The 25,688-nt window shown below is 68.7% G+C and carries 25 protein-coding genes and 1 riboswitch; of the genes, 8 read left to right on the forward strand and 17 right to left on the reverse strand.

The features are described from left to right. Positions 1-47: 47 nt before the first annotated feature. Positions 48-737, forward strand: coding sequence for a 3-keto-5-aminohexanoate cleavage protein (locus OG817_RS18495; RefSeq protein ID WP_406056246.1), 690 nt, complete (start codon positions 48-50; stop codon positions 735-737). Here OG817_RS18495 and surE read toward each other — a convergent pair. Then, positions 734-1,498, reverse strand: a complete 765-nt coding sequence (gene surE / locus OG817_RS18500; RefSeq protein WP_406056248.1) for a 5'/3'-nucleotidase SurE — start codon at positions 1,496-1,498, stop codon at positions 734-736. The genes OG817_RS18495 and surE overlap by 4 nt on opposite strands. Before the next feature lie 22 nt (positions 1,499-1,520). Continuing rightward, the gene (gene cobN / locus OG817_RS18505; protein WP_406056250.1) at positions 1,521-5,231 is read right to left on the reverse strand and encodes a cobaltochelatase subunit CobN; all 3,711 of its coding nucleotides are present in this window, start codon (positions 5,229-5,231) and stop codon (positions 1,521-1,523) included. Between the two features lie 35 nt (positions 5,232-5,266). Beyond that, a riboswitch (cobalamin riboswitch) is annotated at positions 5,267-5,394 on the reverse strand. Between the two features lie 26 nt (positions 5,395-5,420). Here cobN and OG817_RS18510 point away from each other — a divergent pair. Next, a complete protein-coding gene (locus tag OG817_RS18510) occupies positions 5,421-5,639 on the forward strand; it encodes a hypothetical protein (protein WP_406056252.1) in 219 nt (72 codons plus the stop codon). A gap of 88 nt (positions 5,640-5,727) precedes the next feature. Here the strand turns inward: OG817_RS18510 and OG817_RS18515 are convergent, their stop codons facing one another. Continuing rightward, positions 5,728-6,696: a DUF3500 domain-containing protein gene (locus OG817_RS18515; protein WP_406056254.1), complete on the reverse strand. Its 969-nt coding sequence runs from the start codon at positions 6,694-6,696 to the stop codon at positions 5,728-5,730. 105 nt (positions 6,697-6,801) lie between these two features. On the opposite strand from OG817_RS18515, the gene OG817_RS18520 reads away from it, so the two are divergent. Further along, positions 6,802-7,170, forward strand: a complete 369-nt coding sequence (locus OG817_RS18520) for a hypothetical protein (protein ID WP_406056256.1) — start codon at positions 6,802-6,804, stop codon at positions 7,168-7,170. A 17-nt stretch (positions 7,171-7,187) separates the two neighbouring features. Here OG817_RS18520 and OG817_RS18525 read toward each other — a convergent pair whose 3' ends face one another. After that, the gene (locus tag OG817_RS18525) at positions 7,188-7,847 is read right to left on the reverse strand and encodes a histidine phosphatase family protein (RefSeq protein WP_406056258.1); all 660 of its coding nucleotides are present in this window, start codon (positions 7,845-7,847) and stop codon (positions 7,188-7,190) included. An 11-nt stretch (positions 7,848-7,858) separates the two neighbouring features. Continuing rightward, on the reverse strand, positions 7,859-8,791 hold the full coding sequence (locus OG817_RS18530; protein ID WP_406056260.1) for a cobalamin biosynthesis protein: 933 nt from the start codon (positions 8,789-8,791) through the stop codon (positions 7,859-7,861). 44 nt (positions 8,792-8,835) lie between these two features. Between OG817_RS18530 and OG817_RS18535 the strand changes: the two genes are divergently transcribed. From OG817_RS18535 to OG817_RS18545, 3 genes are read left to right on the forward strand one after another with little or no spacing between them, the layout of a single operon-like run. Beyond that, positions 8,836-9,648, forward strand: coding sequence for a serine hydrolase (locus OG817_RS18535; protein ID WP_406056262.1), 813 nt, complete (start codon positions 8,836-8,838; stop codon positions 9,646-9,648). After that, positions 9,645-10,709 carry a mandelate racemase/muconate lactonizing enzyme family protein gene (locus OG817_RS18540; protein ID WP_406056264.1) on the forward strand — a complete coding sequence of 355 codons (1,065 nt, stop codon included), beginning with the start codon at positions 9,645-9,647 and terminating at the stop codon, positions 10,707-10,709. Before OG817_RS18535 ends, OG817_RS18540 begins: the two co-directional genes overlap by 4 nt. Continuing rightward, a complete protein-coding gene (locus OG817_RS18545; RefSeq protein ID WP_406056266.1) occupies positions 10,706-11,575 on the forward strand; it encodes an NlpC/P60 family protein in 870 nt (289 codons plus the stop codon). Before OG817_RS18540 ends, OG817_RS18545 begins: the two co-directional genes overlap by 4 nt. Positions 11,576-11,683: 108 nt before the next feature. Here the strand turns inward: OG817_RS18545 and OG817_RS18550 are convergent, their stop codons facing one another. The 3 genes from OG817_RS18550 to OG817_RS18560 all read right to left on the reverse strand — a co-directional run bounded on the left by OG817_RS18550 (position 11,684) and on the right by OG817_RS18560 (position 13,835). Next, positions 11,684-12,817, reverse strand: a complete 1,134-nt coding sequence (locus OG817_RS18550) for a TerC family protein (protein ID WP_396389764.1) — start codon at positions 12,815-12,817, stop codon at positions 11,684-11,686. A 282-nt stretch (positions 12,818-13,099) separates the two neighbouring features. Further along, positions 13,100-13,450, reverse strand: coding sequence for an MmcQ/YjbR family DNA-binding protein (locus OG817_RS18555; protein ID WP_406056269.1), 351 nt, complete (start codon positions 13,448-13,450; stop codon positions 13,100-13,102). 16 nt (positions 13,451-13,466) lie between these two features. Continuing rightward, positions 13,467-13,835 (reverse strand): VOC family protein, encoded by a 369-nt coding sequence (locus OG817_RS18560; protein WP_406056271.1) that lies wholly within the window; start codon positions 13,833-13,835, stop codon positions 13,467-13,469. A 100-nt stretch (positions 13,836-13,935) separates the two neighbouring features. On the opposite strand from OG817_RS18560, the gene OG817_RS18565 reads away from it, so the two are divergent. Further along, complete coding sequence (locus OG817_RS18565; RefSeq protein WP_406056273.1) at positions 13,936-14,094, forward strand: hypothetical protein; 159 nt, start codon at positions 13,936-13,938, stop codon at positions 14,092-14,094. Positions 14,095-14,139: 45 nt separating this feature from the next. On the opposite strand, the gene uvrB is transcribed toward OG817_RS18565, so the two are convergent. The 8 genes from uvrB to OG817_RS18605 form a co-directional block, all read right to left on the reverse strand. Further along, a complete protein-coding gene (gene uvrB / locus OG817_RS18570; RefSeq protein WP_406056275.1) occupies positions 14,140-16,245 on the reverse strand; it encodes an excinuclease ABC subunit UvrB in 2,106 nt (701 codons plus the stop codon). A 58-nt stretch (positions 16,246-16,303) separates the two neighbouring features. Beyond that, positions 16,304-17,053, reverse strand: coding sequence for a hypothetical protein (locus OG817_RS18575; RefSeq protein WP_406056277.1), 750 nt, complete (start codon positions 17,051-17,053; stop codon positions 16,304-16,306). Positions 17,054-17,087: 34 nt separating this feature from the next. Next, positions 17,088-17,825, reverse strand: a complete 738-nt coding sequence (locus tag OG817_RS18580; RefSeq protein WP_406056279.1) for a hypothetical protein — start codon at positions 17,823-17,825, stop codon at positions 17,088-17,090. Positions 17,826-17,869: 44 nt separating this feature from the next. Further along, positions 17,870-18,946 carry a hypothetical protein gene (locus OG817_RS18585; RefSeq protein WP_406056281.1) on the reverse strand — a complete coding sequence of 359 codons (1,077 nt, stop codon included), beginning with the start codon at positions 18,944-18,946 and terminating at the stop codon, positions 17,870-17,872. Next, positions 18,943-20,091, reverse strand: coding sequence for a PrsW family glutamic-type intramembrane protease (locus OG817_RS18590; protein WP_396389755.1), 1,149 nt, complete (start codon positions 20,089-20,091; stop codon positions 18,943-18,945). Before OG817_RS18590 ends, OG817_RS18585 begins: the two co-directional genes overlap by 4 nt. Before the next feature lie 198 nt (positions 20,092-20,289). After that, a complete protein-coding gene (gene coaE, locus OG817_RS18595; protein ID WP_406056283.1) occupies positions 20,290-20,907 on the reverse strand; it encodes a dephospho-CoA kinase in 618 nt (205 codons plus the stop codon). 171 nt (positions 20,908-21,078) lie between these two features. Further along, on the reverse strand, positions 21,079-22,557 hold the full coding sequence (rpsA, locus tag OG817_RS18600) for a 30S ribosomal protein S1 (protein WP_131351982.1): 1,479 nt from the start codon (positions 22,555-22,557) through the stop codon (positions 21,079-21,081). Positions 22,558-22,807: 250 nt separating this feature from the next. Then, on the reverse strand, positions 22,808-23,698 hold the full coding sequence (locus OG817_RS18605; protein WP_406056286.1) for a phosphotransferase family protein: 891 nt from the start codon (positions 23,696-23,698) through the stop codon (positions 22,808-22,810). Between the two features lie 25 nt (positions 23,699-23,723). Between OG817_RS18605 and OG817_RS18610 the strand changes: the two genes are divergently transcribed. Then, entirely contained in the window at positions 23,724-24,515 is a 792-nt protein-coding gene (locus OG817_RS18610; RefSeq protein ID WP_406056288.1) for a class I SAM-dependent methyltransferase, read from the forward strand. A gap of 2 nt (positions 24,516-24,517) precedes the next feature. On the opposite strand, the gene OG817_RS18615 is transcribed toward OG817_RS18610, so the two are convergent. Further along, a complete protein-coding gene (locus OG817_RS18615) occupies positions 24,518-25,591 on the reverse strand; it encodes a DUF3068 domain-containing protein (protein ID WP_406056290.1) in 1,074 nt (357 codons plus the stop codon). Between the last annotated feature and the right edge of the window lie 97 nt (positions 25,592-25,688).

Raw genomic sequence — 25,688 nt, forward strand, 5'->3', positions numbered from 1 at the left:
CAGTCCACCTCAGATCCGCGGCGTACCCCCTTAGGTAGCTTGGGGCCGTGCTGATCAAGGCGTGCCTGAACGGTGATCGGTCGCGAGCGGATCACCGCGGCGTACCGGTGACTCCGGAGGAGTTGGCGGCGGAGGGTGCGGCTGCGGTGCGGGCGGGAGCGCAGGCGTTGCATGTGCATCCGCGCGGAGGTGATGAGCGCGAGAGCCTGCGGTGGGACGACATCCGGGCCGCGGTGGAGGCGGTGCGGGTGAGCTGTCCGGGAGTGCCGGTCGGGGTGTCGACTCGGGAGGAGATCGTGCCTGAGTTGGCGGCGAGGTTGCGGCTGATCGGCGCGTGGGAAGCCGGGCCGGACTTCGCGAGTGTGAACTTTCATGAGGACGGCGCGGAGCGGGTTGCGGAGTTGCTGATCGCGCGTGGGATCGGGGTCGAGGCTGGGTTGTTCACGCCGGCGGCCGCTGACAAGTACCTCACCTGGGGTGGGACGGTGGTGCGCGTGCTGGTCGAGGCGATCCCGGGGGTGTCGCCGGGATCGGATGGTGTGGAGGCGGCTCAGGCGGTGCTCGACGCGCTGCCGACGCGGGACGTGCTGGTGCATGGCGAGGGCGAGTGGGCCTGGCCGGTACTGCGCTGGGCCTCGGCGCAGGGGTACGACGTACGGGTCGGGCTGGAGGACATGCCAACGGGCCCGGACGGACAGCCCGTCAGCTCTAACGCGGACCTACTGGCCTACCTTTAGGAGAGGCGCTTCGCGAGGGCCGTGGCGGCCGCGTCGTCCTTGACCTCGCGGATGCCGACGATCGGGGTGACGGTGACGTATCCGGCCTTCAGCAGCGCCTCGTCGGAGTCGGATACCGGGTTGGGCGAGGGTGGTTCGAGCTCGATCATCGGCTCGCCACTCGGAGCGGTGGTTCCGACGACGCGCGAACGCTTGATCGGCGCCAGCGAGGCGTGCCGGACACCGCTGAGCTGATCGAGCGGGCGGTCCGGAACGTTGATGGTCAGGACGGTACCGGCCGGCTCCGGCACGATCCAGGTGAGCGCCTCGGCCGCCACCGCGGCCGCTGTCGGCCAGTGGTCCGGGTCCTCGGAGTCGATGCTGATCGCGACCGCCGACAACCCCTGCCCCGCCGCGGTCAGCGCCGCGGCGACGGTGCCGGAGTGGAAGATCGGTACGCCGATGTTGTGGCCGCGGTTGATCCCCGACAACACCACGTCCGGGGCCCGCCCGAACGCCCCGACGGACGCCAGCGTCACCGCGAGAGCCGGCGTACCGTCGACGCCGACGTAGGTGACGCCGTTCTCCTCGAACGTCGCCGTCCGGATCGGCCGCCCGACCATCCCGGCGCGCGCCGAGCCGACACCGCTCTCGTCGTACAGCGGAGCCAGCACGAGCACCTCATGCCCGAGCGCCGCGATCGCTGGTGCGAGCGCCCGGATCCCCGGAGCCTGGTAACCGTCGTCGTTGGTGATCAGGACTCTCAACTGTTGAGGCGCCATACCCCCACCCAATCACAGGACGTCAGCCGCGGTCCTCGATATCGCCTTCCGTCTCAAGTACTGCGCTGCGGAGCGTCTCCAGTGCCTCCGGTGACGGTTCTGCCCACAGTCCTCGCTGGGCTGCTTCGAGTAGGCGTTCGGCGATGCCGTGGCGGGCCCAAGGGTTGGACTTGCGGAAGAACTCGGCCATCTCGGGGTTGGCGACGTACTCGGTGGTGAGGGTCTCGTACATCCAGTCGTCCACCACACCGGCAGTCGCGTCGTACCCGAAGAGGTAGTCCACCGTCGCGGCCATCTCGAAGGCACCCTTGTACCCGTGCCGCCGCATCGCCGTCATCCACCGCGGGTTCACCACCCGGGCCCGGAAGACGCGCTTGGTCTCCTCCTCCAGGGTCCGTGTCTTCACCTGCGCCGGTACGGCGGAATCCCCGACGTACGCCTTGGGGTTGGACCCCGTCAGGTGACGGACCATGGCGATCATGCCGCCGTGGTACTGGAAGTAGTCGTCGGAGTCCATGATGTCGTGCTCGCGAGTGTCCGCGTTCTTCGCCGCCACCTGGATCCGGGCGTAGGCGCGTTCCATCGAGCCGCGGGCCTCAGCGCCGTCGAGGCCCTTGCCGTACGCGTACCCGCCCCAGACCGCGTACACCTCGGCGAGCTCGGCGTCGGTCCGCCAGTTCCGCGCGTCCACGAGCGGCAGCAGGCCGGCGCCGTACGAGCCCGGCTTGGAGCCGAACACCCGGGCGGTCGACGACCGTACGTCGTTGCCCGCAGCAACGTCAGCGTCGACGTGCGCCCGCAGGTAGTTGTCCGAAGCCCCTTCCTCCAGGGCGGCGACGGTACGGACCGCCTCGTCCAGCAGCGTGACCACGTGCGGGAACGCGTCCCGGAAGAAACCGGAGATCCGGATCGTCACGTCGACGCGTGGCCGGCCGAGTTCCTCCAGGCCGACCACCTCGAAGCCGGTAACCCGACGCGAGGCCTCGTCCCAGACCGGGCGGCAGCCGAGCAGCCACAACACCTCGGCGAGATCGTCGCCCTGGGTCCGCATCGCCGACGTACCCCAGACCGTCAGGCCGACCGATCGCGGCCACTCCCCTGTTTCCGCCTTGTGGCGGGCCAGCAGCGAGTCGGCCAGCGCGACCCCGACATCCCAGGCGTTGCGGCTCGGGATCGCCTTCGGGTCGACGGCGTAGAAGTTGCGCCCGGTCGGCAGCACGTTGACCAGACCGCGGGTCGGCGAGCCGGACGGACCGGCCTCGACGAAGCGGCCGTCCAGGGCGCGCAGAACGTTCGTCAGTTCGTCACCGGTGCGTGCGAGCCGCGGCACGACCTCCTCGGCGGCGAAGGTGAGCGACGCCTCGACCTGTTCCGACGACCGCCCGAGCACCTCGATCACGACGACCGGGACCTTCGCGGCCTCCCAGCTCAGCGTCTCCATCCCGACGACGAGCTTGCGCGCGACGGCTTCCAGCAGGTCGACACCGTCGGCGCCGCTCACCGCCGGCAGATCCGCGAGCGTCGCCAGCTCGGCAAGCTCCGGCACGGCCCGGCCGGGATCGGCGAGCATAGCCGCCTCGTCGACTCCGAAGGTCTCACCCAGCGCCGTGCGCAGGCCGGGAATCGAGTACGACCCGCCCCAGAGCTGCCGCGCCCGCAGTACGGCGAGCACCAGGTTGACCCGTGCCTCGCCGGCCGGTGCACCACCGAGGATGTGCAGACCGTCGCGGATCTGAACGTCCTTGATCTCGCACAGGTACCCGTCCAGGTGCAGGACGAACTCGTCGAAGTCGTCGTCCTCGGGCCGCTCGGACGTGTGCAGGTCGTGATGCAGTTGAGCCGCCTGGATCAGGGTCCAGATCTGCGCACGCAGCGTCGGCACCTTGTCCGGGTCCAGAGCCGACACGGTCGCGTACTCGTCGAGCAGGTACTCCAGCTTCGCCATGTCGCCGTACGTCTCGGCCCGCGCCATCGGCGGGACCAGGTGGTCGACGACGGTCGCGTGCGCGCGCCGCTTCGCCTGCGTCCCCTCACCGGGGTCGTTGACGATGAACGGGTAGACCATCGGCAGATTCCCGAGGACCGCGTCCGGCGCGCAGCCTGCCGCCAGCCCGATCCCCTTGCCCGGCAGCCATTCGAGCGTGCCGTGCTTGCCCAGGTGGACGACCGCGTGCGCACCGAAGCCGCCATCCGACGGCGCGGCCTCCAGCCAGCGGTACGCCGCCAGGTAGTGGTGCGACGGCGCCATGTCCGGGTCGTGGTAGATCGCGACCGGGTTCTCCCCGAAGCCGCGCGGCGGCTGGATCATCAGTACGACGTTCCCGAAGCGCAGCGCCGCCAACGCGATCGCGGGCTCGTCCCCGGACGTGTCGACGTACAGCTCACCGGGCGGCTCGCCCCACGCCTTGGTCATTGCCTCGCGCAACGACTCCGGGACGCGACCGAACCATTGCTGGTAGACCGACCGCGGGATCGTCGCGACGGCGCTGGCCAACTGCTCGTCGGTGAGCCAATCAACGTCGTGACCGCCCGCCGCGATCAGTCGGTGAATGAGCCCGTCTGCGCCGTCCGCGCCCTGCAGTTCACTGAGGTCGAGGCCGCCGAGGTCGTACCCGGCGTCCTCGAGCTGCCCGAGCAGGACGACCGCCGAGGCTGGAGTGTCAAGGCCGACCGCGTTCCCGATCCGGGCGTGCTTGGTCGGGTACGACGACAGCACCAGCGCGAGTCGCTTGTCGCCGTTCGGCACGTGGCGGAGCCGTGCATGCGCCACCGCGATCCCAGCCAGCCGGGTACACCGCTCCGGGTCCGGCGCGTACCGGGCCAGATCGTCGGCGTCGTACGCCTTGAAGGAGAACGGGATCGTGATCAGTCGTCCGTCGAACTCGGGGATCGCCACCTGGGTCGCGGCGTCCATCGGACTGATCGCGGCGTCGCTGGCCAGCCACTGCTCGCGGGTCGAGGTCAGCGCGAGGCCCTGGATCAGCGGGATGTCGAGGGACGCGAGCGCGCCGGCGTCCCAGGCATCGTCCGAGCCGCCCGCGCTCGCGTTGGCCGCGACGGATCCGCCGGCGGCCAGGAGGGTCGTGACGAGGACGTCGCACTTCCGCAGCAGGTCGAACAGTCCGGCGTTCTCATCGCTGGTCGGGTCGAGTCCGCGGAGCGTCCCGCAGTACACGGGCAGCGACTGCGCGCCGGCGGCCTCGACCGCACTCGCCAGCGCATCGACGAAGGCCGTGTTCCCGGAGATCTCGTGCGCTCGGTAGTAGACGATGCCGACCACCGGCCGCTCATCCTCGACGAACGTCCCGCGGACGCCGTACGCCGGGAGTGCGCGGGGCGGGTCGAACGCGTCGCCCGTCAGCAGCAGCGTGTCGCTCAGGAAGCCGGCCAGGTTACGCAGATTCTCGGAGCCGCCTTCACGCAGGTAGGCCAGCGCCTCGGTCACCGCGCCCGCCGGCACGGTCGACAACGACATCAGTTCGGCGTCGGGCGCGGCCTCGCCACTGACCACGACCGCCGGCTTGCCGGAGGCGAGCACCGCGTCGAGGCCCTCCTCCCAGGCCCGGCGACCGCCGAGCAACCGGACCACGACGATCTCGGCCGCGTCCAGCAACGGGGCCAGGTCGGCGAGGTCGAGCCGGGCGGGGTTAGCGACCTTCCAGCCGGCGTCCGCCTCGGCGGCGGCGAGCAGATCGGTGTCGGCGGTGGAGAGCAGCAGGAGGTTCGCGGGCATGCGCGACCGGTCCTTCCTCGGGGTGTCCACGCCCCGTCCGGAGGTGCGACAGCGGCAGTTCCTGACTCCCCTACGCCTGACTACGGCGCTGGGTCACAGTGGCGGGACCGTCCCGGACTCACACCGGGTTCCTGCAGTTGCCATCGCTTGACGCCGAGACTCTATCGGACGCGCCCACTTATGCTGGAGGTGACCAGAAGGCGGCTGAAGGAGAATCCGGTGCGCCGCGAACACCCTGGACTCGTCATCGCTCTGGCTGCCGGTCTCGTCGCCTCGGCCGTCCTGGTCCCGACCAGCCTGGCGACCGGCATTCGCCAAGGCGACGGCACCGATGACACGGATCCGGCGGTGGTCACGACCTGGAACGCGATCGCCGAACGGACGACCCTGAAGCAGCCACGAGCCTAGGCCCACGCATCGACGCAGGCCGCGGCGGGAACCGGCTCGGCCGCCAAGTCGCGAACTGGGTCGCGACCCACCAGTTCCGCTGAATCGCTCAGCGGTGCATGGCGTAGTGGGCGGCGAGGAGGTCGGTGCCCCAGTCGTTGCGGAGGTCTCGCCAGACCGAGTGGATGTGGTTGGCGTCGTCCTGGGTGTTGTCGTACTCGGCCAGGAACGTCGGGCCGGCGATCGAGTAGTAGTGGCGGTGGCCGATGCCGGGTTCGGTCGCGCCGGCCCAGGCGAAGCTGAGGCGCTCGATGCCCTGGTCGGTGATGTCCTGCCAGGTCTGCAACCCGATCGGTCCGGCGGCCCTCCCGACGTACTGGCCGATGAGGAGGCTGAACAACTGCCGTTGTTCCGCGGTCATGTCGCCGTACGCGAGGCCCTGGTGGAGAAGCTTGGCGTCGGCGACCGGGTCGTGCCGGGTCAGGATGTCGTCGGGTGCGTCCGGCGAGACGACGGCCACCTCACGCTGGGCCGGCTCGAGCGCGTGCAGGAGCTGGAAGCCCAGGTCCTGCTCGGCGGCGAGGAAACGCCGGCCGGCCTGCGGCCCGGACCGGACCTCGGCCGGATTCGACCCGAGGAACTGCGGGGTGAACGAGATCGCCCCGTCCACGAGTGTCACGTGCAACGCGAGGTGATGCCCGTTCAGCCGCCAGGCCCACGGCTCCGTCCCAGCCGGATCGCCCAGCACCCGCAGGAAGTACCGGTCGCCGACGACGGATCCCTCCCACTCGCCGCTCGGCGGCAGGGCCGGGATCCCGCGCACGATGATCTCCGCGTCCCACACCGCCCAGACGTCGGCCACACCGCGCTCACTGCACCCGATCGCGACGAGCCGCTCCACCAACTGCTGCTGGGCCGGAGTCAGCTCCGTCAGCGGAAGGCCCGGTACCGCACCCGGCAGGTAGGTCCACTGCTTATGGTCCGGGGTGTCGAACGCCGCCTTGATCTTGTCCAGCTGCGCCGGCGACAGGCTCGCCAAGAGTTCGAGAACCGCTTCCCGGGTCTGCTCCACAACCATGCCGATGCTCCCGTTCCGTCGACCAGAATGCCTCGCCCAGCCTACGACCACCACCTCGCCCCGGTCGCGACACGTGAGAACCCGACGCCGTCGTACGCTGCGCTGGTGTCTGAACAGTCAGGGGCTCGCGGCGTGGTCTCTGTCGTGGTGGGGTCCCTGAGCAGGCCTGGCGTGATGCTGGCCGTTTACCTGGTCTTCCTGTTCGTTCTGTACCTGGTCACTGCGGACCCTTACAAGGCGATCACGCTTCCGTTCGCAGCCGTCATCGGCCCGCCGGGCTTCGCAGTTGTGCGGTGGGCGTGGACCAAGCGCATCCACCCGCGGTGGATCCTTCGTCGGCGAGGGGACGATCCGGAGCATCCCGGGCCGGCGAGTCGGGCGTTCAGCATCGGCCTCGCGGTCCTGCTGATGGTGCCCGGGGTGGCGGCGATGCTGCTCGCGGCGTTGTTCATCCTCGCCGCCGTGCGGGGGTGAACCTGTCGGCTGCCGCCTCACAGCCAGGCCGATCGCTCCCGTTCCGTCGGTTCGTACGTCGTCCACTGTTCGAACGGCCGGTCCAGCTTGTACTGGAAATCCGGCTGCCGCAGCAGGACCCGTGTTTCGGCATTGTCCGGGTTCCGCAGCGTCTCGAAGAACTTGACCGACCAGTGGAACCAGCGCATGCAGAACAGCCGCATGGTCAGCCCGTGCGACACCAGCAACACATTCCGCGGCGCGTCCGGGGACTCGAAGTCGCGGTGCATCGTCTCCAGGAACGTCGACACCCGGTCGTACACGTCCGACCCCGACTCACCGTGGGTGAACCGGTAGAAGAAGTGCCCGAACCGGTCCCGGAGCACCTCCTGCCGCTCGATGTCCGCGGTGTCCTGGTAGTTGGCCCAGTCCTGCTCCCGCAGCCGCGGCTCCTCCCGGGGCTCACCGATCAGGTCGTCCAGCCCGAGTGAGTCCAGCGTCTGCAAGGCCCGCACGTACGGCGAGACGTACACGCGGGCCGGCTCGTTCTCGAACAGCTCCCGCAGGTACTTGCCCGCCTTGGCCGACTGCTCGTGCCCGTGCGGCGTGAGCGGGATCGCGTGGTCGGGTACTCGCTCGAAGATCGACTTGTCCAGGTTCGCCTCGGACTCGCCGTGCCGGATCAGTGCGATCCGCATCGGGCGGTGACTCAACCCCATCGTGTTCCCTTCCGGCCGGCGACGGCCAGGATCGCGGCGACCCCAGCGGCAGCCACACCGACACGCCTGGCCAGCGCCGCGGTACGGCGTACGTCCGCAACCGCCGGTGTGGGTCCGTCGCCCAGTGTGCCTCGGTCCTCCCGGTACGACCCGTAACTGTTCGTGCCGCCGAGGGTCAGATCGAGTGCACCGGCGAACGCGGCCTCGACCGGCCCGGCGTTCGGGCTCGGGTGCTTCCGCGCATCCCGCCGCCAGACCTGGATGGTCTGTCCGGGCCGGCCGGCGGCGAGTCCGGTGAGCAAGGCGCACACGCGAGCAGGCAGCAGGTTGAGTACGTCGTCCAGCCGCGCGGACGCCCAGCCGAAGTTGAGGTACTTCGCGGACTTGTAGCCGACCATCGCGTCCAGAGTGTTGGCGGCGCGGTAGCCGAGCAGCCCGGGTACGCCGAGCACCCCGCCCCAGAGCAGCGGAGCGACGCACGCGTCGGAGGTGTTCTCGGCGATCGACTCCACGGTCGCGCGGGCGAGCTCGTCGGCTTCCAGACTGGTCGCGTCTCGCGCACACAGGTGGCTGAGCCGGTCGCGGGCCGCCGGGATGTCCTTCTCCTCGAGCAGCCCGGCCATCACCTCGGCCTCGCGCTCCAGACTGCGGGCGCCGAGCACCGTCCACGTCGCGGCCGCGGTGACGAGCGTGTGGACGATCGGACGATTCCGGCTGAGCCGCTCGAGCACGGCTCCGGCGGCTGCCGTCGTACCGACCAGGGCGACCGTGTACGCCGTACCGGCCGCGCGGGAATCGGCGTACGAGCGGGACTCCACGCGCGACGCCGCCTGCCCGAAGCCGGCCACCGGGTGGAAGCGGCGGGGATCACCGAGAACACGGTCGGCCGCGAAGCCGACGAGGAGACCGATCGCCCTGGACACCCTTGGCAGTCTGCCAGGTGGAGGTGTGTGGTTGGGTGATCGGCATGGGAATCGCGGAACTGCTCCGGGACGTCGACGGGAGCGGCGCCTTCGGGGTTTGGCTGGGGCGGCTGGTCGGCGTACCGGTGTTCGAGCATCTGGCGGAGCGGACGCACTACTCCGCGAGCACGATGAAGCTCCCGGTGGCGATGGCGATGATGCGCAAGGTCGAGGCGGGTGAACTGGCGCTCGACCAGCCGGTGACCGTGCACAACGACTTCGCGTCCGCGGCCGGCGGGCGGTTCGGGGTGGACCCGGACGAGGACGAGGCGCCGGCGACCTGGACGAAGCTGGGTGAGCAGGTGCCACTCGGGTGGCTGGCGACCGAGATGATCACCCGGTCCAGCAACCTCGCGACCGACCTCGTGCTGGAGCAGGTCGGGATCGACGCCGCCCACGCGGTGCTCGCGGAGTACGGCCCCGGAGACAGCGCGATCCGGCGCGGGATCGACGACGGGCCGGGCGTGCGGGCCGGCATCAGCAACTTGATGAGCCCGGCGGGTCTGGCCGGCGTACTGGTTGCTGTCGGCAATCAGCAGGGCGCCTCGGGCAACTACCTGCGCGATCTGCTGGCCGGCAACCAGTGGAACGGCGAGATCCCTGCCCTGCTGCCGGCCGGGACCCGGGTCGAGCACAAGAACGGCTGGGACACCCGGATCCGGCACGACGGCGGCATCGTCCGCCCACCCGACGCCGAACCGTTCGTGCTGGTCGTGTGTACGACGTCCGACCTGGCCGACGCGGATGCGCAGAAGCTGATCGCGAACATCGCGCTCGAAGCCTGGAACCACCGGCGCGACCTCGGAGCGGTCCGATGAAGGTCAGCACACATCTGGTCTCGGCGCCGCTGCACACGCCATTCATCACGGCACTGCGGACTGCAACGCACGCGGACTCGCTGCTCGTCGAGGTGAGCGACGGCGAGCTCAGCGGTTGGGGCGAGGCTCCGCAGGTGTGGAAGGTGACCGGCGATTCGCTCGCCGGGTCGCAGGCCTGCGTCGAGGGACCGATCACCGCGGCCCTGGACGGTCTCGGCCCGGACGACCTCACTGAGGCCTTGCGCCGCGTGCAGAACGCCGCGGCCGGCAACTTCGGCGCGAAGGGTGCGGTCGACGTCGCGCTGCACGACCTCGCCGCGCGGCGTCGCGGGCAGACGCTGCACGGTTTCCTCGGCTCGACCGTCGACATCGTGCGCACTGACATGACGCTGTCCGTCGGCGATCCCGATGCGCTCGCGGCCGCGGCACAGGCCCGGCTCGCGGACGGTTTCGACGTACTGAAGGTCAAGGTCGGCACCGACGCCCGCGCCGACGTCGAGCGGGTCCGGCGGGTTCGCGAGGCGATCGGCCCGGAACCGACGCTGCGGCTGGACGCCAACCAGGGCTGGTCCCGGCGCGACGCGGTCACCGCCATCCGGGCGATGGAGGACGCGGGCTGCGACCTCGAACTCGTCGAGCAGCCTGTCGTTGCCGCCGACCTCGAGGGCATGGCCTGGGTGACCGACCGGGTCCGTACGCCGATCCTCGCCGACGAGTCGGTGTACGGCGTACGCGACCTGGTGAACGTGATCCGGTATGGCGCCGCGGACATGGTGAACGTGAAGCTGGCCAAGTGCGGCGGACTCGGGCCGGCCCGGACCCTGCTGGAACTGGCCCGCGAGCACGGGATCCGGACGGTCGTCGGCTCGATGATGGAGAGCCACGTCGGCATCGGCGCGGCGGCCGCGCTGGTGTCGGCCTACCCGACGTCCGCGGTCAACGACCTCGACGCCGCCTGGTGGCTGAAGCAGGCGCCCGTGACCGGCGGGATCCGGTACGACGGCGCGCTGATCCACCTGCCTGCGGCTCCTGGCCTCGGCGTGACAGGCTTGACCGTATGAAGCTAGTCGCCGCCAAAGTCCCGGTCAGTACCGTCTGGACCGCGCCGGATGCGCCCCGTGACATCGATGCCGCGGCCGTCGCCGCCCAGCCCGATGTCGCCGCGTGGGCGAAGTCCATGGACACCGAGACCCGCCTTGGCCTGCACGGCCGGACCCTGACCCAACTGCTGTTCGCCGAACCTGTCCTGGTCCGCTCGGAGCGGGACGGCTGGTCGGAGATCCTGGCACCCTGGCAGCCGTCGTCCAACGACGAGCTCGGGTACCCGGGCTGGGTGCCGTCGAGCCACCTGGGTGAGCTGCCCAGCAGCGCGACCGCGCCCGTCGCAGTCACGGTCCCGACCGCGACGCTGCTCGCTGAGCCCGGCGCGGGCGCGCCGCTGGGCGAGCTGTCGTTCGCGACCGTCCTGGCGTCGACCGAGCACGCCGACGGGTACACCCGGGTGGCTACCCCGGATGGCGGGTCAGGCTGGCTGGCGGACGACGTACTGCGGTCCGTCGAGGAGCCGTCCAAACCTGAGGATCGGCTGCGGTTGGGGGCGTTGTTCCTCGGGCTGGAGTACCTGTGGGGCGGAACATCGGCGTACGGCCTGGACTGCTCCGGCCTGACCCACGCGGTCTGTCGGGTGCTGGGTCTGCGCATCCCTCGCGACGCGCACGACCAGGCCGCCGCCCTGGAGAACATCAGCGTCGACGAGGCGCAACCCGGCGATCTGTACTTCTTCGGCCGACCCGGCAAGCAGGTCCACCACGTCGGCTTCGTCTCCCCCACCGGGATGCTGCACGCGTCGGAGACCGGCAAGCGCCTGGAAGACGCGCCGGTGCGCGACGAACGCAGAGCCACCCTGGTCGCCGCGGCCAGGCTCTGACCGTCTCGACGCGACGTCGCCCCGGACCAGGTCGGTCCGGGGCGACGGTCGTTTCTTCGGGTCAGGACTCCTCAGCGTCCGAGGGTCACGACCTCTTGGCGTCCGAGGTCAGGACTTCTTGGCGTCCGACTCCTGCGGCTCGGGCTCGCGGATCGAGTCGAGCTCGGCCTGGGTCTTCGGGTCGAGCTCGGCCGTCGTACCGTTCGGGCTGTCGACCGGGGTCGACTCGTCCAGCTCGCCGCCCTCGGCCGGGGCGTCGGTCCCGTTCTCCTGCTTGGTGATGCGGGACTTGCGCAGGCTGGCGACCGTGGTGATGCCGAGAGTGATGATGATGAAGCCCAGCGAGAACCAGATCGGGATCTCCGGCGCCCACTCGATGTGGTGGCCGCCGTTGATGAACGGCAACTCGTTCACGTGCATCGCGTGCAGGACCAGCTTCACGCCGATGAACGCGAGCACCACCGACAAGCCGATGGACAGGTAGACCAGCCGCTTCAGCAGGTCGCCGAGCAGGAAGTACAGCTGCCGCAGACCCATCAGTGCGAACACGTTCGCGGTGAAGACCAGGAACGGCTCCTGGGTCAGTCCGTAGATCGCCGGGATCGAGTCGAGTGCGAACAGCAGGTCGGTCGTGCCGAGCGCGATGATGACGATCGCCATCGGGGTGACGAGCCGCTTGCCGTTCTTGACGATGGTGAGCTTGACGCCGTTGTACTCGTCGGTGGCGTTCAGGCGCTTCTTGGCGAACCGGATGACCGCGTTCTCCTTGAAGTCGTCGTCGTCGTTCTCACCCTGCTTGGCCAGGTGGATCGCGGTGTAGACCAGGAACGCGCCGAACAGGTAGAAGATCCAGGAGAACTCGTTGATCGCGGCGGCACCGACCGCGATGAACACGCCGCGGAACACCAGCGCCAGGATGATGCCGATCAGCAGCGCGGTCTGCTGATACTTCCTGGGTACGCCGAACCTGGACATGATGATCAGGAAGATGAACAGGTTGTCGACGCTCAGGCTGTACTCGGTCAGCCAGCCGGCGAAGAACTCGCCCGCGTACTGCCCACCGGAGAACAACCAGACGCCGAGGCCGAAGACCACAGCGAGACCCACGTAGAACGCGATCGCGGTCGCGGACTCCCGGGTACTCGGCTCGTGTGGACGGCGGCCGATGATGAAGACGTCGAAAGCCAGCAGCGCGAGAAGCACGCCGACCGTGATGTACCAAACGTAGTCAGCAACGTGCACAGACACCTCCGGAGCTCAGCTGAAACAGGACTCCGAAGGTCTCTTCCGCCGGACTCGCACTGCGAGTCCGGCCGGTGGCACCGGGCGCGGGAACGAATCCCAGACCGTGATGACGATGCCGCCGCGAAGGAATACTCCCCTTCTCCACGTCTATTCTGACTGGTCGATGTCCAAGTCTCCAAATCCCAGGGCACCGTGTCCGGCTGTCGGAATGATCACAACCGGCCGAGGAATAGTTGCGCTGTGTGATCAGTTCGCCTGTTTCCGGCGTGTCGTCCGCGGCTAGGTCGGACGCTTGCTCTTGGGGAGTTTGCCCACGATCGTCTCGTACGACGCGTCGATCAGCTCGAGGATCTCGTCGTCCGGCACGCTGCCGCAGAGGCGGACGCTGTTCCAGCCGGAGCGGCCGATGTAGGCCATCTTGGTGACGTCACCCGGGTAGGTGTCGACCAGTTCGTCGGCCTCCTCGCGGTTGGCGCCGCACTTGATCCCGACCCCGTCCCCGCCGCCCAGGAACGCGAAGATCTTGTCGCCGACCTTGGCGACCACATCGCCCTCCCACGGCTCGTCCTGCCATGCCCCCGGCTTCGCCAAGCAGTGCTCAAGCACGTCCGCGCCGCTCAGTCTCCCCATCACACTCCCTCCCAGCTCAGCTGTGTGAGACGGCCTCGACGTTGTTGCCGTCGGGGTCCCGGACGAAGACGGCGTAGTAGCCGGGGTGGTACTCCGGCCACTCCTTCGGCTCGTGCAGGATCTCGGCACCCAACTCCCGGGCGGTCCGGTGGACCGTGTCGACGGTCGCCCGATTCGGTGCCGTGAACGCGATGTGGATCTCCCGCTGCGTACCGCCGGTCGTCTGCTTCCCGAGCCAGAACTTCGGTGCGCCGTCCGGCCCGCCAAGCGCGAGGACGTCACCGAACTCCATCACCACGGTGATCCCGATCGGCGCGAGCAGCGTCTCGTAGAACCGCCGGCTCGCATCCAAGTCATCACATTGCAACGACAGATGATCGAACATGTGCCCTCCCCTTACCTGGTCTCGGTACGCACGCTAGCCCTCGTTCGCCCCGACTCTGTGCACCAGATCCGCATTTCAGCGGCGATTCGGTACGCACACCGTGCACAAAGTCGAGGACACCCCGCTCGCGGAACTCGACCTCGGCGACCTGGACCGTGGCAAGTTCGACTTCGATCCGAACGGCCACTACGCCCGGCCAGACCTCTTCACCCTCCAGGTCAACGAGTCACCCCAACACACAGTCCAACCACGCAACTGAACCCGGCGACCCGGGCCGAACAGGTCGGCCGGGCCGACCGGACGATTACTTCATGCCGGCGTTGGTCATCTGGCGGAGTTCCTTCTTCAGTTCGGAGATCTCGTCGCGGTAGCGCGCCGCGACCTCGAACTGCAGTTCGGCCGCCGCGTTGTGCATCTGGTCGGTCAGCTGCTGGATCAGGTCGGCCAGGTCGGACGACGGCAGTCCGCCGGCCAGCTCCTTCGCCTTCTCGCCCGCCTTCGCCTTGCCGCCGCCCGGTACCGGCGCCTTGCCCCGGGATTGGGTCCGGCCGGAGCCGAGCAGGTCGGCGGTGTCCGCGTCCTCGCGGGCCAGCATGTCGGTGATGTCGGCGATCTTCTTCCGCAGCGGCTGCGGGTCGACCCCGTTCGCCTCGTTGTAGGCGATCTGCTTGGCGCGACGCCGGTTGGTCTCGTCGATCGCCAGTTCCATCGACGGGGTGATCTTGTCGGCGTACATGAACACCTGGCCGGACACGTTCCGGGCGGCACGGCCGATGGTCTGGATCAGCGACCGGCCGGAGCGCAGGAAGCCCTCCTTGTCCGCGTCCAGGATCGCGACCAGCGACACCTCGGGCAGGTCCAGACCCTCACGCAGCAGGTTGATGCCCACCAGTACGTCGTACTCGCCCTGGCGCAGCTCGCGGAGCAGCTCGACCCGGCGCAGCGTGTCCACCTCGCTGTGCAGGTACCTGGTCCGGATACCCATCTCCAGCAGGTAGTCGGTCAGGTCTTCGGACATCTTCTTGGTCAGCGTGGTGACCAAGACGCGCTCGTCCCGCTCGACCCGGAGCCGGATCTCGTGGATCAGGTCGTCGATCTGCCCCTTGGTCGGCTTCACGATCACCTGGGGGTCGACCAGACCGGTCGGCCGGATGAGCTGCTCGACGAAGCCGTCCGACTTGTCCTGCTCGTACTGCCCCGGGGTCGCGGACAGGTAGACCGTCTGGCCGATCCGCTCCAGGAACTCCTCCCAGCGCAGCGGCCGGTTGTCCATCGCGGACGGCAGCCGGAACCCGTGCTCGACCAGCGTCCGCTTCCGGGACATGTCGCCCTCGTACATACCGCCGATCTGCGGGACGGTCACGTGCGACTCGTCGATGACCAGCACGAAGTCCTCGGGGAAGTAGTCCAGCAGGCAGTGCGGCGCCGTCCCGGGCTCGCGGCCATCGGTATGGCGCGAGTAGTTCTCGATGCCGGAGCACGTCCCGATCTGGCGCATCATCTCGATGTCGTACGTCGTCCGCATCCGGAGCCGCTGTGCCTCCAGCAACTGGCCACCACGCTCGAGCTCGGCCAGCCGCTCCTCCAGCTCGGCCTCGATCGACGTGATCGCGCGCTCCATCCGCTCCGGCGCGGTGACGTAGTGCGTCGCAGCGCCGATGTAGACCTCGTCCTCCTCGCTGATCACCTCACCGGTGAGCGGGTGCAGCGTCATCACCCGCTCGATCTCGTCGCCGAAGAACTCCACCCGGACGGCGAGCTCCTGGTACACCGGGAAGACCTCGAGCGTGTCGCCGCGGACCCGGAACGTGCCGCGGGTGCCGGCCAGGTCGTTGCGCGCGTACTGCACCCCGACGAGCTTGCGCAGCAGGCCGTCGCGATCCATCTCGGTGCCGACCTTCACGTGGATCATGCGGTTCAGGTACTCGTCGGCGGAGCCCAGGCCGTAGATGCAGGAGACGGTCGCGACCACGATCACGTCGCGGCGGGTCAGCAGCGACCAGGTCGCCGAGTGCCGCAGCCGCTCGACCTCCTCGTTGATCGAGGAGTCCTTCTCGATGTAGGTGTCCGTCTGCGGGACGTACGCCTCCGGCTGGTAGTAGTCGTAGTACGAGACGAAGTACTCGACGGCGTTGGCCGGGAAGAAGTGGCGCAGCTCGTTCGCGAACTGGGCGGCGAGGGTCTTGTTCGGCTGCAGGATCAGCATCGGGCGCTGGATCTTCTCGGCCAGCCAGGCGATCGTGGCGGTCTTGCCGGTACCGGTCGCGCCGAGCAGTACGACGTCCTGCTCGCCGCTGTTGATCCGGCGCTCCAGGTCCGTGATCGCGGCCGGCTGGTCACCGGCCGGCTCGAAATCGGACACCACCTTGAGCGGCGCCACCATACGCTGAAGATCCGAGACCTGTCTCATGCCCTCCACCGTACGGCGCCGCGCCGACAGTTCCGAAAACCCCAGGTCAGGGGCCGGATCAGAAGCTTTTCATCAGGGTGTTGTTCATGTAGACGAGCTCGCGGACACGGCGCTTGTAGACGCTGAGTTCCAGGGCCGCGTCGGTGGCGGTGATCTTGCCCGACTGGTCGGCGTACGCCGTGACGAAGCCTCGGAACGGGAGGAACTTGCCGGCGGCGGCCGGGACGAGCGCGTTGAACGTCACCGCGTAGCAGGCCTTGATCGCCGGGTTGGTCGTCTTGCAGGCCACCGTCTTGCCGATCCGGACGTCCTTGAACCCGTCCGACTCGACGTCGACCAGGTGCTCGGCGAACCCCTTGGCGTCGTACTGCGTGGTCTGACGGACCCAGTAGTAGCCGTCGATCCGCCCCCGCGCCCCGGGCTGTTGCAGGATGTAGTTGGTTCCGCCCTTGGACTTGTCCCAGTCCGGCAGCCACCCCTTGACCGGGGTGAACCAGAGCCCGCCACCGACCTCGACGCCGGTGTCGTACCGGCCCTTGGTGACGGCCGCCTTGGTCGGAGACGGCGTCGGCGGTGTGTACAGCGTGCCGGTCGGGTCCGGCGTCTGCTCGGCGACCGGCTGCTCCTTGTCGCCGCCGGTCACCAGTACGACGACCCCGACGGCGACCAGCGCGACGGCGACGATGGTGCCGCCCATGATGATCCACCGGGACCGCATCGACCCCGACGACTGCCGTTGCGGTTGGCCCGGCCCACGTCCCCAGCCGCCCGGCGCGGAGTTCGGGGGCGGCCCGTACTGCTGACTCATAACTCTTCCTCGCGGTATGTCTGGGATCTCGTCGTCACAGGCTGTCGAGCACCGACTGCTTCATGGTCGCGGCGTCCGCCTCGGCTTGCGGGGCGAAGTCGATCCGGGTCCGGAAGTCCAGCGCGGTGACCACCTGGTCCTTGCGCCGGTACGCCTCGACGTACCCCTGGACCTTGACCTGCAGTCCGGTCTTGTCCTTGGTGGTGGAGGTGTAGCTGATCGCGACGCACTCCTCCAGGACGTCCTTCGGGCAGGTCAGGTTCCGGACGTTGCCCAACTGGGCGATCTCGTTCTGGGTCTCGCCCTCGACGACCCCGAGCACGTACGCCTTCGCGGTCACGTTCTGCTTCTGCCGGACCCAGAAGAACGCCCGCGCGTCGCCGCTGGCCGCGTAGGAGACGAACTCCTTGCCCTGCGTCTCCTTCTCCAGCAGGCTCCAGCCCGCGGCCGGTACGACGGCGACGCCGGAACCGACCAGGACTGCGTTCGGCGGCGGCGTGTACGTCGACGTCGGCGTACTCGCGGTCGCGGTCGGAGACGGCGGTGGAGCCGGGTCGGCTTTGTCGTCCCCGCCGGACAGCAGGTAGAGCCCGACCGCGACCGCCACGACCACGATCAGGCCGGCACCGGCGGGAATCAGGTACGTCGGGATCCGCGGACCCTGGGTCGGGCCGGCGGACGGGGTCGGTCGCGACCGACCCGGCAATCGCCGCGACGGTGGCGGCTCCGGCGTACCCGGAGCCGCACCGTCGTCCGGCGCTGGGTTCCTCACCCAAGGGTTCGACCTGCCGGCCACACCCTCGGCGCGCTTGCGGATCACTGGCTCTTCAGCACCGACTTCAGCATCTCGTTCGAGTCCTTGTTGATGGCATCGAACTTCGTCTTCAGCCCGTACACCCGCACCAGCGTGATCACGCCGTCGTTGCGCTCGACCACGCCGACGAACCCGACCACCGGCTCGCTGCCGTTCTGGCTGGACGAGGTGGCGGAGAAGCTCTGCGTGGTGAGGATCTTCACCGGGGTCTTGTCGTCCGGCCCCGGCTTGGTCACCTTCGGCTCGTTCTTCTTCACCGCGGACAGGTCCCCGGTCTCGGCGCCGATCAGCTTCGGCAGGATGGTGTCGGTGTTCTCACCCTCCTTGCCCTTGAAGGCCTCCACCATGAAGTAGGCCTCCTTGGCCTTCAGCAGGTAGACGCCGTCGAAGTTCTTCAGCTCCTTGCGGACGTAGCCGGGCTGCGGCTTCACGAAGACGCCCTCGGCGACCTCGATGCCCTCGTCGACGTTCTCGGTCGGCTCGGTGCTCTGCCCGTTGGTCGGCTGCGGGGTCGGCTCGGCCTGCTTGTCGTCACCGCGACCGAAGATCAGCGCCAGCACGACGCCGATCACCGCGACGACGACGATCGCACCGCCGGCCAGGAACAGGATCTTGTTCCCGCCCTTGCCGCGCGGAGCCTGACCGCCGTACTGGCCCCACTGCTGCTGCTGACCCGGATACTGCTGTTGCTGACCCGGATACTGCTGTTGCTGACCCGGGTAGCCCTGCTGCTGGCCCTGGTACTGGTGCTGGCCCTGGTACGGCGCCTGCTGCTGACCGGGGTAGGGCTGCTGACCCTGCCCCTGGTACGGCGGTTGACCCGGCTGACCGTAGCCCGGCGGCGGAGCCTGCGGCGGCTGTCCAGGCTGCTGCCCGTAACCAGGCTGCTGACCGGGCTGACCGTAACCAGGCTGGCCCTGCGGTGGCTGCCCCGGCCGCTGGCCGTAGCCGGGCTGACCTTGCGGCGGCTGCCCCGGCTGACCGTAGCCGGGCTGACCCTGCTGACCCGGCTGGCCGCCGTACGGGGGCTGCTGCCCGGGGTGGCCACCCTGACCGTAGGGCGGTGGCTGGTTGCTCATGCCTGCGTCTCCCCAGTCGTCGCGTCGTATCCACCAACCCCGCCGCCTGCCACGGCCTGTACTGCCACACCACGGGCGGACTTCGGTACGGATCGCACCGAGTTGCCGCACGCGGAGCAGAAGTCGGAGTGCGGGAGCAGCGGCATCTCACAGCGCGAGCAGAACGCCAGCTCGCCCGACGCGTGGTTGGAGCCGCCGCGGGCGGCCGACTCCAGCGCCGCCTCGAGCAGACCCTTGTGCAGGACCGTACGGACCCGGATGATCAGCGCGCCGAGCAGCAGCAGGCCCCAGACCACACCGAGGATCGCGCCGACCGTCGAGCCGTGACCGCCGACGAACCCGAGCAGGTAGACCCCGCCCTGGAACAGCGCGTTGATCACGATCGCCTGGATCACAGCGAACACCCAGCGCGGGGTGAAGCCGTCGTACCCCTCGCCCAGGCCGGAGAACTCCGCACCGGCCAGGCCGGTCGCCGAACCGTAGATCAGCGGCTTGATGAAGCCGTGCAGCAGGACGATCGAGATCCAGGTGCCCGCGCTGCTGCCCGGACCGGCGAAGCCGCCGCTGATCCAGCCCCAGTGCAGCACCAGAGTCTCGAAGCACGCGTAGCCCACGCCGGCCACCACGCCGAACGTGAAGCCGTCCATCAGATCGTCGTACCGCGGCCGCGAGGCCAGGTAGAGCGGGCCGATCTGGCGGATCAGCTCCGACACCACCGGCACCAGCAGGAGCAGGATCAGGAGGTCCCGCGCGGCCGGACCGGCGTCGTTGCCGCCGATCGTGTCCAGGCTCAGGGCGATCTTGTCCGACCAGATCCAGGTGAACACCGCGGCCAGTACTCCGGTGAGCACGAACGCCGCGGCGACGACCGGGATCGGCTCGTCCTCCCAGAGGTTCACGTCGTACAGATAAAGGATGTAGACGATCGGGATCGAGAACGCCGCCACCATGATCGCCACCGGTAGCGCGCCCAGCGCGGCGGTGAGAACGGTCAGCAGGAGCGCGACACCGAGTGCCACCTTGTATGTATAGGGCTGCTTGCCCGAGCCCTGCGGCATGATCGTCGAAACCAGCCGGAACGACGCCACTGGCTCATCCGGCCTGGCGGCGTACGCCTTCTTCCGCTCGGCGTCCCCGGAGCGCACATCGTTGCCACAGTGGTGGCAAAAGTGCGACACCTCGGGGACGTCTGAGTTGCAGCGCGGACAGACCACGCCATCCTCCCAACCTCGGACATCCGGACCGGCGCGGGGCGCGCCGTCGGTGGCCGGCCCAGAGCCTGGGCCGAACCGGGACAGATTCTTGTACAGCCGGTCCCGGATTCATCATTTACCGCGCAGGGGTCACCTTTTCGTGTCCGGACCGTGCCCTGCCCGTCGTTCGAGCTCTGCCCACACCTCGTCGACGCGGCGATCCAGGTCGGCGAGGGGGCCGGAATTGTCCACGACAAGACCGGCGACGGCGAGCCGATCCTCGCGGGACGCCTGGCTCGCGATGCGCTGTTTCGCTTCTGTGTCAGGCATTCCGCGCTGCGCAGTCAGCCGTTCGAGTTGTACGTCGACCGGTACGTCGACGATCACGACGACGTCGAAGCGGTCCGCCTGACCTGTCTCCACCAGCAGCGGGATGTCGTGCACGACGATCGCTCCCGCCGGTGCCGCGGCCTCGATCTCGGCCGCCCGGGCCCGTACGCGCGGATGAATGATCGCCTCGAGCATGCGCCGCGCCGCCGCATCACCGAACACGATCTGCCCGAGCGCCGGCCGGTCCAACTCCCCCTCGGCCGTCAGCACGCCGGCCCCGAACTCCGTCACCACCTCGGCGAGACCTTCGGTGCCCTTGGCCACTACTTCCCGCGCCAGCACATCGGAGTCGATCACCACAGCCCCGCGCTCGGCCAACCGCGCCGACACAGAACTCTTCCCCGCCCCGATACCCCCGGTCAGCCCGACTCTCAGCACAACAGCACCCTATCCACTCCCCACTGGTGGGGCGGGCGGGCACGGCTGGCGGCTTATGTCACCGATAGCGCGATCTAAGCCGTCAGCGGGCGGACAACCCGCCAGTGGGGTAGACAAGCGAGACCCCCGCATCCAGTACGGGGATGCGGGGGTCTCGGGTCCTGCGGTGGATCAGCCCTGGCCGGTCAGCTTCTCGCGGAGGGCCTGGAGCGCCTCGTCAGAAGCGAGCGCGCCCTCGACGGGAGCGTCGTCCTTCGGAGCCGCGGCCGAGGAGTACGTCGATGCCTCGCCGGCCTCGACGTCCGCCGTCTTGGCGTCCTCGATCTGCTTCTTGTGGGCCTCCCAGCGCGTGTGGGCCTCGGCGTACTGCCGCTCCCACTCCTCGCGCTGTGCGTCGAAGCCCTCGAGCCACTCGCCGGTCTCCGGGTCGAAGCCCTCGGGGTAGACGTAGTTGCCCTGGTCGTCGTACGTCGCGGTCATGCCGTACAGCGTCGGGTCGAAGTCGTCCGAGACCGGGTCGAGACCCTCGTTGGCCTGCTTCAGCGACAGCGAGATCCGGCGACGCTCGAGGTCGATGTCGATGATCTTGACCATCGTGTCGTCGTTGACCTGGACGACCTGCTCCGGGATCTCGACGTGACGCTCGGCCAGCTCGGAGATGTGCACCAGACCCTCGATGCCCTCCTCCACGCGGACGAACGCACCGAACGGAACCAGCTTGGTGACCTTGCCGGGCACGATCTGGCCCATCTGGTGGGTCCGGGCGAACTGCTGCCACGGGTCTTCCTGGGTCGCCTTCAGCGACAGCGAGACGCGCTCGCGGTCCATGTCGACGTCCAGCACCTCGACGGTGACCTCCTGGCCGACCTCGACCACCTCGGTCGGGTGGTCGATGTGCTTCCAGGACAGCTCCGAGACGTGCACCAGACCGTCGACGCCGCCGAGGTCCACGAACGCACCGAAGTTCACGATCGAGGAGACGACACCCTTGCGGATCTGGCCCTTCTGCAGCTGGGTGAGGAAGTTCATCCGCACCTCGGACTGCGTCTGCTCCAGCCACGCCCGGCGGGACAGGACCACGTTGTTGCGGTTCTTGTCCAGCTCGATGATCTTGGCCTCGATCTCCTGGCCGACGTACGGCTGGAGGTCGCGGACCCGGCGCATCTCGACCAGCGAGGCGGGCAGGAAGCCACGCAGGCCGATGTCGAGGATGAGGCCACCCTTGACGACCTCGATGACGGTGCCGGTGACGACGCCGTCCTCCTCCTTGATCTTCTCGATCGTGCCCCAGGCCTTCTCGTACTGGGCGCGCTTCTTCGAGAGGATCAGACGGCCTTCCTTGTCCTCCTTCTGGAGTACAAGGGCCTCGACGTGGTCGCCGACGTTGACGACCTCGTTCGGGTCGACGTCGTGCTTGATCGACAGCTCCCGGGAGGGGATGACGCCTTCGGTCTTGTAACCGATGTCGAGCAGGACCTCGTCCCGGTCGACCTTGACGATGGTGCCCTCGACGATGTCGCCGTCGTTGAAGTACTTGATGGTCTGATCGATCGCCGCGAGGAAGTCTTCCTCCGACCCGATGTCATTGACCGCTACCTGCGGGGTGTTGCGCACTGCGGGGTCGAGAGGTGCCTCGATGCTGGCCGTCATGTGGTGGGTTGCTCCGTGGACTGGTGGTGTCGTTCGGTCGCGTCATGAACCGTTGGATCGCACCAAACCGCTGGATTGCCTGAAGAGCACAGATTCACCACCGACTGCTGCGAGCACGAGCCTGCTCCGTCCGAGGTCGCGCGGGCCCATAGCGCATCTGACAGAATACGGGTATTGACGAAGGCAGGGCAACCCGGGGCACCCGGCCTCCACCGGCTGCCCGCCGAGGCTTCCCGACGTCTCACTGATCTCAATGTACGACGTCCAGGTCCACTCGGCCCCCCGCGAGGGTGCTCGTGTCCGCCATTCGGGAGACCAGGTCGTGCGCCGCGGCCGCGATCTCGTGCTCGGTGGATCGGGACGCGAGGTCCAGCACTGCCCACAGATCCGCCGCCCGCCCGAGGTCCACCAACGGCTCGCCCAGCCCCGGCCCGCTCCCCCGGATCACGCTCAGCACCGCGCCGGCCAGCACGGGATCGGTGCAGAACCGGAAAAGGTTTCCCAAATCCGTGTAGGGCGACCCGGCGTGGCTGAACTCCCAGTCGATCAGTCCGGTGATCCGGGCCGTGGCCGGGTCGACCAGCAGGTTCTTCGGGTTGAAGTCGCTGTGCACCAGGCAGACCCGGTCGACCCCGTCGGCCAGCACGTCCTCGGCCTCGGCGATGACCGCGCCGAACCGCTCCAGCTGCCCCGGGTCCAGGCCGAGGTCGAGGCCATCGACGTACTGCTCGAGATCCCCGAGGCCGAAGGGCTCGATGGCCAGCTCGCCGCCGCGGAACACGCCGAAGGTCAGGAACGGCATCCCGCTCAGCCGCACCAGCAACTCACCCAGCTGCTCCCCGACCGTCCGCCGCTCCGACTCCCCTGCCGTCTCCAGGTAGACCTGCAGGTTCACCCCCGGAAGCCGCTCGGTCAGCAGGTACGGCGGATCTTCCGGCGACCCCTCGCGCTTCGCCTCCAGCACCTTCGGGACAGGCAGCAGACCGCGGACCAGCTGCAGCAACGCCGCGTCCACGGCCGCCCGCTCCGGCTGCTTCACATACAGCTTCAGTACGGCGTCCTCACCGCCGGCACTCACGGCGTACGTCTGCCCGCCGTACCCACCCGCCAACGGAACGGCACTGGCCGCGAAGTCGCTCATACCGCTGAACACTAGAGTTTGGTTCGTGAGCGGGCCGGTGCGGGTGGAGTTGAGCGAGGCGGAGACCTCCCGGGCCAGCCGGGCGTACTGGAACTCCGAGGCCGACGACTACTTGTCGGAGCACGGCGAGTTCCTCGGCGACGACCGCTTCATCTGGTGCCCCGAAGGTGTCGACGAGGAGTCGGCCCAGCTGCTCGGACCGGTCCGGGGCAAGCGCGTCCTCGAAGTCGGCTGTGGAGGCGCCCAGTGCTCACGCTGGCTGGCCGGCCAGGGCGCCGACGTGGTCGCCTTCGACATCTCGCTCGAGCAACTCCGGATCGGCCGGCAACTCGACGCCCGCACCGGCACGGCCGTCCGCACGGTCGCCGCCGATGCGGTGGCCCTCCCCTACAAGAGCAGTACGTTCGACATCGTCTGCTCGGCGTTCGGTGCGCTGCCGTTCGTCGCCGACGCCACGACCGCACTGCGCGAGATCGCCCGGACCCTGAAGCCGGGCGGTCTGCTCGTGTTCTCGGTGACACACCCGATCCGCTGGACCATGCCGGACGACCCGACCCGCGCCGGTCTGCGGATCACCCATTCGTACTTCGACCGGACGCCGTACGTCGAAGTGGACGACGCCGGTACGCCGATCTATGCCGAACACCATCGGACGACCGGCGACTGGATCCGGGCGCTCACCACCGCGGGTTTCGTCGTGGACGACCTACTCGAGCCGGAGTGGCCGGCCGGTCACGACCTGATCTGGGGTGGCTGGGGACCAGACCGCGGCCGGCTCGTTCCCGGCACCGCGATCTGGTCCGCCCACAAGGCCTGAGCTCAGTCCGCCTTCCTGGGCAGGAGCTGGAAGAGCCCGACGGACGCCAGCAACAGCAGGCCGAGGATCAGTGAGAGCAGCGGCACCCAGAACCCGATCAGGTGCAGCTGCGCCGCCTTCGACTGGTAGCCGCCCTCGGCGACTCCGTTCTCGGTCGCACCCTTCACGTTCTTCGCGACCGTGGCGGCGTCGTACTCGATCGTGACCTGGGTGGCGGTCAACTTGTCCTGGCCCTCGTACGCGATGGTGGCGAGTTGCTGCTCCCGGCCCTTGATGATCGCGCCGGTGACCGGCTCGACCCACAAGGTCCGGGTGTTCTTGTAGGTGCGCTGCACGATGACCGAGTCCTTGCCGGAGTCACCGACCAGGCTGCCCGGCACCTCCAGCGGCTTGGCCTGCGGCACCTCCTTCTTCGGAATCTCCTGCTCGAAGACATAGACCTTGAGCCCGTCGAGCGGCTCCTCCCGCTTGAACTCGATCGGGAACGCCTTGCGCAGCGTGGTGTCCCAGAAGGGGTACGTCTTCTTCTCGGTGCCGAACGGGAACTTCAGCACGAGACCCTGATGGCCCGCGAACAGCGCGGTGTTCTGGCCGGGCTTCAGCCGATCCGCCTTCTCCAGCGTGGTCGCGATGTACTCGCCGCTGTTGTCGTCGCCGGTCGGGTTCCAGCGCACGGCCTCGCCGGTGTGCGCGTCGAGCACGACCCGCTCCTGGACGAAGCTGAGCGGGAGCTCTGCGGTCTTCGACGAGTCGTCGGGGAACTGGTAGTTCTTCGAGTCGTCCGTCACCACGGCGGTGTCGAACACCACGACTTTGCGGTTCAGCGCCTTGCTGATCTTCTCCGCCGCGACCACATCACCGCGGACGGTCCGGCGTGCCTCGAGCTCGAGGCCGGTCTTACTCTTCAGGTCGGCGGCGCTGAAGATGGTGGCGTCCTTCCCGATCGACACCGTGTGCGCGATCTGGTCCGCGGGCGCCACCGCGAGTGTTGGATAGGCATAGAACCTGGCCAGCGCCGCGATGCCGACGAAGAACACCCCAAGCCCGATCAGCACCGCACGACTACGAGTCCCCACTGCATCCCCTCCCGGTCTGTCCGCGGGACGCTACCAGCGAGTAGGCACCTTGAACAGACTGCGGGGACAACAAAGTTCGCGCGGGTCCGAACTGACA

This window comes from Kribbella sp. NBC_00889 (assembly GCF_045207705.1).
In the GTDB taxonomy this organism is placed as follows: domain Bacteria; phylum Actinomycetota; class Actinomycetes; order Propionibacteriales; family Kribbellaceae; genus Kribbella.